This window comes from Pseudopedobacter sp. (assembly GCF_040392825.1).
GTDB lineage: Bacteria > Bacteroidota > Bacteroidia > Sphingobacteriales > Sphingobacteriaceae > Pseudopedobacter.
On sequence record NZ_JBEBVH010000153.1, the window covers coordinates 1 to 9,490 of the forward strand.

A 9,490-nucleotide genomic window follows, 5' to 3' on the forward strand; every position below is an offset into this window, starting at 1 on the left:
TCGCTTAAATATGCACCATATTAAAATCAGCACTAGGGGTAATAACAAATTGTAACCAATAATTATCTGAATAATATCCCATATCGTTGTCAAAAAAGGCATTTTCGAAATTTTAAGAAACTAAACTTTGGAAATATATTCTTTAGGCAATTTATTAAGAACCCAGCCTTTAAACTGAGAGCCAAGTCCATTCAAATAATCTGTATAATGTTTCTTAGCTTCAGAAATATTTCTGTCGGCTTCAAATACAGCTATTACATTGTCAGAAAACAATAGCCATTCTGTAGCTTGATTCAGTTTGGTTAATTCAACAGTTTCTATGATAATAATGTCAAATATATCTTTCAACATTGCTATTCTCTCTTTTATTTGATTTTCTGTTGTAATTTCCAATAGGGAAGTATCCTTTCCATAATTACCTAAAACTTCCAGAGGTTGTACGCTAAAAACTTCGTTTCCCACTTTTCCCGTCAAATAATCTTCGAGATAGGCCGCAGGTTGAATTTTGTTGGTAATATCGCCGTTGCTAAAGTTACTATCTATCAATAAAACCTTTTTATTAGTCATATTCCAGGCAAAGGCCAGGTTTAACGCCAGTAAAGTTTTCCCCTCATTTTTATTTACGCTGGTGATGACAACAGTTTTATCTTTTATTTCTTTATCAAGCTCAAATCTAATAGACCTGATATGGTTTTTAAATTCGGCTTCATCTGAACTCAGATTACTTTTGCTCCATATATCTTTCAAGTCGATAACGGAATTGTTTAATGCATTCACATATCCCAATACCTCACTTTCCGTTTTATTAGCAAGTATCTTTGGAGATTTCACTGAATTGTCGATATAATAGAGAATAAATATTACAAAGACACAAAAAACAAAACTTATAATACCACTTAAAATAACAAGCAACATCTTCTTTGACGGTTGTGCTAAACCGGGCATTGCTGTTTGGACCAGTTTTAATTTAATTGATAGGCCATACTCCATACTGCTCTGATTATATTTTTGGAGTATATCTAAATATTCACGACTGCTAACATCAACGTCTCTCTCCATTGATTGGACTACAGCTTCATGAGGAACTAACTTATCAAATTGTTCATTTAAATAGTCAAGTTGTCTCTCTATAAGTCCCAGGCTATAGCGCGACATATCTAATTGAATATCAAGATTTAGCTTTTGTTGAATCAGGTCTTGTTTGCTAACCAACGGGTTGTAAATGTATTGATCCGTATACCGATTTATTTGTCCGCTTAATATAGATTTCAAAGAATCTATTGATTCCTGATATTTAGGGTCAAATCCACTTTCGATATATAAATCGTGAAGGGCTTTTAAATCTTGTTTTGTACCTATAATTCCTTGATTTACTCTTGTTAAAGTAGATTCGAGATAAGAGCGCTCTTTTGGTGAAAATTTTCTGTCAATTTCATTCAAAGCTCCCGATTTAGAAGCAATACCTTCTTTTACCTGTTGTATTCTGTCTGTATAAACTAATATCTGGGCATACAACTGGCTGGATTGTTCCTGAAGGTTTAATACTCTATTTATGATTTTATAATTTCTTAGAGAATCTATCTTCTTATCCATAGTCTCCTTTTTCTCTTGTACAAGTTTTCCTAAGAAAGTGGTTGCGTTTTTCTGGTTAGCCTTAACAAGTTGTGTATAATAACTTATGAATTCCTGGCTCAGATTGTTTACAACAAAAGCTGATAGTTCCGGACTTTCAGAATCAAATTCTATATTAATAAAATCACTATCACCTTGCCTGTATACTCTTAGTTTTCCTTTTAGCGCATCTGCATCATAATTCATGGACCTTAACAAATCGTATAATTCAATTTGTTGTTTGTCCCATAAATTTAATCCCTCTGTTTTTCCGTATTTTGCTTTATATATCTCTGTAATAGTGTTTCGTTCTTTAGCTGATAATTTGCTGATAGAACTGCTCAGCTCTCTGAAAGGCTTTTTTTCGGTTAAATCATGTATGATTAGAAGATAAGATACCTGATCTATTATCTTTTTCATTTTCATGATTTCTATCAAATTGCTAAATTCCTGAGAAACCTGATTCGCTTTCTGACTATCGCTGTTTGTTAGAAATGTGGTCTGTTGAGTTTCATCAACAATGCCTGTAGATATCTGAGCCTGAGAAATATATGAATCGGGAAGATTCCTTACCAAAAAGAATGTAATGATTATCGTAACTATCGGAATGATAATTAAGGTGTATTTATGTTTTTTGATAAGTCTAGAAAAAATCGCTAATTCTTCCATTATTTAATGTCTTCGAGTTTTACGGTAAGTAATTCTTCTAATTGAAATTTTGATGTTAACAGGTTGGCTTCGGCAGAAACCTTTGATTCTTTAACCGATGTTACAAACGTAGACACATCATTAAACTCTTTAAAAGATATCTCACTTCTTTCGTATTTCGCTTTCATGTTGGTAAACGTAGATTCTGCATCTATAACCCGTTGATTAACCAATTTAAGTGTCTGTAAATTTTGAACATAAACTGTATAACGCCTTTTTACCTCGGCTTCCAATTGTAAGGCATATTCGTCTCTTTCCGCATTGGCAACAATTACTTCAGAGCGGGCGTTTTTTACCTGATACGGTTTTTTTACCAAAATAGATGCGGGCGAAAAGTTTATATTTAAAAAATAACCACTTAAAATACTGGAGTTTACTCCATCTATATTATAAATGTTAGTCCTGTTTACATAATTAAACGATAAGGGGTCTAGCCAGGAAGCTTTAGCAATGCTTAAATTATTATTGGCCATAGTGACCCTATTTTCGAAAATCTTATTTCTTGGGTAGTTTTCTTTCGCAACTGCTATTAACTTTTCCATATATAAGTAAGAAAAATCGCTAAGAATATTTTCTTGTGCTTTAAGCAAAGCGGGTGCAGAAATAAGAAAAGGTATAAGTATAATCTGTAAAAAAAGTCTATCTATAAAAATCATTTTCTTTCTATAAGAATCCAAATATATCATATTTAGGTCTCAAAATATGCGAATATTGTTCCCTTTTTTCCTTTATAATAGCTTAAAGATTATATACAGCGCTGAAGTTGTTTCAAACATTGTTTTAAATACATATGAATGATATAAATACAATGATTGCGTATAAAAAGTTTAATTTTGGACAATTCCTATTGATATTGTATATACCTACTATATGGGTTAAAATGTGGAGTTTTGTGCTTTGTTGGGGAAAAGTTTACCTTATTGTTCTTTGCTAAAATCTGGTATAGACAATAGTTTTCATTCATTTTTGGAATGGCTTCATTTTTGGTATTAACGCATTTGTATTATAGATAAAGATATGTTCAAAGTTTTACGGTTCCTTTTATTTTTTATTGTAACCTTCTCATCTGTTAATGTTTTTTCGCAGTTTCCATATGAAGAGACATTTAAAAATTCAACTGCTCCAGGTATAAAATTTGGCGGAGGTGATAATCCCGCTACAGAAGGATATGCTTTTTTAACGGCTAATAACAGCTCAGGTTCCTGGAATACCATGCCTATACCTGATGCTAATGGAGATGGATATTTAAGATTAACAAATAACTTGACCTATCAAAAAGGATATATATATAATGAAACAATTCGTATCCCATCTACAAATGGACTAAGGATAGAGTTTGAATACAATACCTACAGTCCTCCGGGCACATTAGCTCCCAGAGGTGCAGACGGAATTTGCTTTTTTCTATTTGATGCCAGTGTACTTCCAAATTTTAAAATTGGAGGTTTTGGCGGATCTTTAGGTTATGCACAGTATAAAAAGGACGATTTACCTACTGGACCGGTGCATTTAGACGGAGTAACGGGTGGATATTTAGGCGTAGGCTTAGACGAATTTGGTTATTTTGCCAGAACTTATGAAGGTAGACAACCCATGTTAAATGGAACACATGTTTATCAAAGCGAGCCAAATTCGGTTGCAATAAGAGGGAAAGGAAACGGAAATGCTACTGTACCAAATAATTATCCTTTGCTAGCTTATAAGCGTACGAATACTTTAGCAGAACCATTTCAGTTAATTGGTGGTAATAACAATAGCCGCCAACCTAATCTTTCTAATGTAGGATACAGAAAGGCTATCATTATACTGGATCCCAATCCTGGCGGAGGTTATAATGTAAGTGTAGATATCCAGGTAGGGGGAACCATTCCAAAAACATATAAGGTAATAGATAAATATCACTATCAGGAATCGGCACCAGAGCAATTAGGTTATGGAATATCATCTTCTACTGGTAATAATGTTAATATTCATGAAATTAGAAACTTAAAAATAGAATTACTGGAAGACAAACCAATTGGAATATCCGATATTGCACATACCTCGACAAATGCAGCTGTTGATATTTTTGTAAAAACAAACGAAGAACACTTACCTATTAATCAAAATACAATAGTAATAGAGAACACTAAACCAGCTAATGGAAATGTAGTATTAAATAGCGATTTATGGTTCAATTATACTCCAAATCCGGGATTTAGCGGTATAGATGTTTTTACATACAGACTACAGGACGTAGCTAATAATACCATTTCTAATCCAATAACAGTTACAGTTCACGTAAAACCTGTAGGCTCGCCAGATACTTATACAACACCTTTAAATACACCGCTTGCTGTAAATGTTAAAGATAACGATGCTTCTAAAAGCGGAACTACCGTTATTCCAAATACAAATCCTGTAAACGGAATTATTTCTATAGACCCCGTAACTAATATTGTAACTTATACACCCAATAATAACTTCGTTGGTTCGGACAGCTTCACTTATAAATTAAGAACTCCGGACGGATTGGAATCAGATCCAATAAACGTAACTATAAACGTTTTACCGAGTAATCTGACTCCGGCGAAAATTGGATTGGCTAAAGCACTAATTGATGTAAATAAACAAATAGATGGCAGTTTTATTTTGTCTTATAGATTCACATTAGTTAATGCCGGACAGATTGCAATTGCAAATTTAAGTTTAACCGATGATTTGTTATCTGTATTCCCTGATGCTGATTTTTCTGTAAAATCAATAAGATCTAATGGAGCTAACTTAGTTCCAAATTTAGCTTACAATGGTCGATCTGATAAGGAATTGCTGAATACTTCGAGTATGTTACTACCATTATCAAAAGAATATATAGATATAGAAGTAGTGGTTGCCTTAAGCAAGCCAAGAGGAACATATAATAATTTTGCGTATGTAACAGGCATTTCTCAGGGTGACGGTTCTATTGTAAACGACGAATCGACAGATGGGCTTACTCCGGATCCTATTGTCATAGGAGATTTCTCACCAAACCAAAAGACACCTGTAACGCTTGAAAAAGGAAGTGTTTTTATTCCGGAGGGTTTTTCACCAAACAATGATGGAATAAATGACAGGTTTGTAATTCAAAATACTTCAGGAAAAGATGTTCTTCTGGAAATTTATAACCGTTGGGGTAACATCATTTATAAATCTAAGAACTACCAAAACGATTGGGATGGAAGATGTAATCAGGGAATTTATTTCGGGGAGGATGTTCCTGGTGGCACATATTACTATATAGTGAATATAGAAGGGGATAAAAAAGTTGGATTTATAACTATTAGCAGATAATAATGAGAAGATATCAAATATACATCATAGCTAGTTTTCTATTCGCTGTTATTTCTCAGCAAGCGAATGCACAACAGGATGCTATGTATTCGCAGTACATGTTTAATACTTTAGCTATAAATCCAGCCTACGCAGGTAGTAGAAATGTAACTTCTGCAACTGCTTTATACAGAAACCAATGGGTTGGTATTGCAGGAGCTCCGGAAACAGCTACTTTTTCAATAGATGCTCCGCTTAGTAATAAAAGAATGGGTGTTGGCTTTCAGGCATATTCGGACAAAGCCGGAATTATTAAAAATAACGGAGCGTCTTTGAGCTATGCTTATCGTCTCAGAATGGATAAAGCAACACTTTCTTTTGGAATGCAGGGAGGAATAAGACAATATAGAGCAGACTATACATCTGTTAACTTAGATCAAAGTGGGACTACAATAGATCCAGCATTTGCAAATAATATAGATAAGGTATTGTTTGACGTAGGAGCGGGATTGTATTATAATACTGATAAATTTTATATCGGATTTTCTGCAATGGATCTATTGAAAAATAAGTTTACAAGTTATGAATCTCCGGGAATGAATTTAGGAAACAGAGAAGAAGTCCATCTTTTCTTATCGTCTGGAGTAGTCATTCCTTTAGATCAGGATTTTAAGTTAAAACCTTCTTTTTTGGTTAAAGCCGTGAAAGGAGCTCCGATAGAAGGGGATATCAATGCCACATTATGGATTAGGGATATAATTGCTGTAGGTGCCCAGTATAGAACAAGTGCAGATTTAGCAGGAATGTTAGAATTTCAGGCCACACCTCAGATCAGACTGGGATATGCCTATGATTACAGCACTACAGAATTGAGAAAATACAATTCTGGAAGCCATGAGATTATGTTGAGGTACGAATTCGGATTTAAGAAAGATAAGTTTATATCACCTAGATACTTTTAAGCGTTTATAATGAAATACAGAATACTATCGATAATTATTTTAACCTTAAATATGAACGTTTTATCTGCTGCAGATAAGCCGAAAGAGCGTGATATAAAAAGGGCCAAAGAAGCTTTTAATTCATTAAGTTATATTCAAGCTATTAAGTTACTGAAGCCTTTGGCAGATAAAGACACTTCTAATACCGAGTTATTGGAAATGCTTGCCTATAGTTATAAAATGGTTAAGAACTATGATGCTACGTTAGATGCTTACACAAAATTAGCGAAACGAAGTAATGTAAAACCTGAATGGAAGCTATATTATGCGGAAGCATTGGCTAATAAGCAGCAATACGAAAAATCTGTTTCTGTTTATAGAGATTATCTGAAATCTGTACCGAATGAAAAAAGGGCATCTTCTTTTGTAAATGCAAATTTAAAGTCTTTTGAAGAAAACAGAGGAGCCTGGAATATTGCTTTTACAAATATCAATACCCTTAGTTCAGATTATGCTCCTATATATTATAAGGAAGGTTTATTGTTTTCCAGCAATAGAGTAACTTCTAATGCTACCAAGCGGGTTTTTGCATGGGACAATACTCCGTTTTCTGATCTTTATCGTATAGAGAAAATAAGTGATATTAAGCACCTGAATGCAGATAGTATTTTAACAAATTTAACCGCTAAAGGAAACAAACCTTACAAGTTTAATGACGATGATACAGAACAAACGAGTAACGACAGTAAAGTATTAGCTATTTATCAACCTTCATTGGAAAGAGACAGTTTACTGCTTTTTGGAACTTCAAATGCATTAAAAGCAGAACGTTTAAAAGGTAAAGTCAACAGTAAATATCATGAAGGTTCTGTAGCTGTTTTTCCTGACGGAAGCATAATTTTTACCAGAAATAATTTTTATAAAGGTTCTAAAAATCAGAGTAAAGAAGGAGTAAACAGATTGAAAATGTATACAGCCAATTCGGATTTTAGTAGTATAAAAGAGTTTCCTTATAATAATAACGAGTATTCAGTTGGACATCCGGCTTTAAGTAAAGATGGGAACATTTTGATTTTTGCTTCAGATATGCCTGGCGGATACGGAGGAACAGATTTATACTATTCAGTTAAATCTGGAAATGGCCAATGGATAAGACCAATTAATCTGGGAAAAGGAATAAATACAGAAGGTGACGAGATGTTCCCGTTTATAGATAAAGAAAATACGCTTTATTTTTCTTCCACCGGTTATGCAGGTTTAGGAGGTCTTGATGTTTTTGAGATAAAAATGAAAGATATGAAACCTCTGGGGCAACCCAAAAACATGGGAATGCCTATAAACTCTCCGGAAGATGACTTTGCTTTAATAAAAGATTCCGAAGGAAAACAGGGGTTCTTTAGTTCAAACAGATCTGGCAATGATGATATTTATTCTTTTAAAAGAAGCACTCATAAAATTTTATTAAAAGGTGTCGTAAAAGATGGCAGGTTAGGTATTGCATTACCTGGTTCCAGAATTTTATTAAGAACATTGGATGGTATAGATACTTTAAGAGTAGGACCGAGAGGAGAGTTTGAAAAAGAATTAGCCAAAGAAACTGATTATGAGCTAACAGCACAAAAATTAGGATATGTTAGTCAGCAGGTTTTTACAACTTCTGTCGGAATTAATAAAGATTCTACCATTGTACTGAATATTAATTTATTCAAAACGGAAAACAACCAGCAATGGGTAATTAATAATTGCGATTCTTTAAAAAGCGTATTCAATTTTGACAATATTTATTACGATTTGGATAGGGCAGAAATAAGACCCGATGCCAGACCTGCTTTAGATAAGATTGCTTTAATCATGTTAAGTCATCCGGAAGTAAGTATTATTACTTCAAGCCATTGCGACAGCAGGGCATCAAATGATTATAACCGACTGCTTTCTATAAGAAGAGGTAATTCGGCAAAGGCTTATTTGGTATCAAGAGGTGTAGCTGCCAGCAGAATTAGAGTAGAGTATTATGGAAAGACCCGTTTAACCAACCGTTGTTACGACGGTGTACCGTGTTCTGAAGAAGAACAGCAAGTGAATAGAAGGACCGAATTTGAGGCGATAATAAACGGAGTTAATCTATCTCAGTTAGATTGTAACGAAAAACTCTGATAGACAAATTCTGAGTTGGAAAGCAGCAAGTTTACAAACTTGCTGCTTTTTTTGTTTGATTGTAAATCTGGCTTCTATTTTGATGTATGTTTTAACAAAAAAGAGCCTATGAAAAAGCTACTTACAATTGCGCTTTTATGTTTAACAGTTTTAAGCCTTAAAGCACAGGTAAAGTATGGTTTGAAAGCGGGAGTAAACTTCGCAAATGCGACTTTTAAAAACGCAGGTCTTTCTACTTCTCCGTCCAGTTTAACTACATTTCATGTAACAGGATTTGCCGACATTCCTATAGATGGTATGTTCTCTTTCCAGCCAGGTATAACTTACCTTGGTAAAGGATACAAGTACGATATTACAATTAATGATAGCCCTGAGAAAGGGGAAACAAGTTTGTCTTATTTAGAAGTCCCTTTAAACGGAATAGCCTATTTTCCTACAAGATCAGGAAGACTTTTTATTGGCGCAGGACCTTATATGGGGATTGGAATAAGTGGGACATTGGAACAGGGAAATACGGAAAAAGATTTGAAATTTGGTACAGGTACAGATGATGATGTAAGCCCGATAGATTTGGGTTTAAATTTTATGTTAGGTTACCATTTAAACGGAGGGCTTCTCTTTAACGGCGGATATGGTTTTGGATTTACAAATGCAATACCTAAAGACAAAAGAGCTGATGATATAAAAATTAATCATAAACAATTCTTTCTGTCTTTAGGTTATAGCTTTTAATTAATTTTCTTTTGAAGTCTTATTAAGCTTGTAATAAATAAATATGAGTGTTA

Annotated in this window: 6 protein-coding genes; 4 read left to right on the forward strand and 2 right to left on the reverse strand. The window is 33.8% G+C overall.

What is annotated here, in order from left to right; translation table 11 throughout:
- Positions 1–120: 120 nt before the first annotated feature.
- Both ABWO41_RS11555 and ABWO41_RS11560 read right to left on the reverse strand, forming a co-directional pair.
- On the reverse strand, positions 121–2,280 hold the full coding sequence (locus ABWO41_RS11555; protein ID WP_353137855.1) for an exopolysaccharide transport family protein: 2,160 nt from the start codon (positions 2,278–2,280) through the stop codon (positions 121–123).
- The gene (locus ABWO41_RS11560) at positions 2,280–2,861 is read right to left on the reverse strand and encodes a TolC family protein (RefSeq protein WP_353137857.1); all 582 of its coding nucleotides are present in this window, start codon (positions 2,859–2,861) and stop codon (positions 2,280–2,282) included. The genes ABWO41_RS11555 and ABWO41_RS11560 overlap by 1 nt, the downstream gene beginning before the upstream one ends.
- 475 nt (positions 2,862–3,336) lie before the next feature.
- Between ABWO41_RS11560 and ABWO41_RS11565 the strand changes: the two genes are divergently transcribed.
- The 4 genes from ABWO41_RS11565 to ABWO41_RS11580 all read left to right on the forward strand — a co-directional run bounded on the left by ABWO41_RS11565 (position 3,337) and on the right by ABWO41_RS11580 (position 9,437).
- Positions 3,337–5,631, forward strand: coding sequence for a T9SS type B sorting domain-containing protein (locus ABWO41_RS11565; protein ID WP_353137859.1), 2,295 nt, complete (start codon positions 3,337–3,339; stop codon positions 5,629–5,631).
- Between the two features lie 2 nt (positions 5,632–5,633).
- Positions 5,634–6,572 carry a PorP/SprF family type IX secretion system membrane protein gene (locus tag ABWO41_RS11570; protein ID WP_353137861.1) on the forward strand — a complete coding sequence of 313 codons (939 nt, stop codon included), beginning with the start codon at positions 5,634–5,636 and terminating at the stop codon, positions 6,570–6,572.
- Between the two features lie 9 nt (positions 6,573–6,581).
- Positions 6,582–8,705: an OmpA family protein gene (locus ABWO41_RS11575; RefSeq protein WP_353137863.1), complete on the forward strand. Its 2,124-nt coding sequence runs from the start codon at positions 6,582–6,584 to the stop codon at positions 8,703–8,705.
- Between the two features lie 108 nt (positions 8,706–8,813).
- Entirely contained in the window at positions 8,814–9,437 is a 624-nt protein-coding gene (locus ABWO41_RS11580) for a porin family protein (RefSeq protein WP_353137865.1), read from the forward strand.
- Positions 9,438–9,490: the final 53 nt, after the last annotated feature.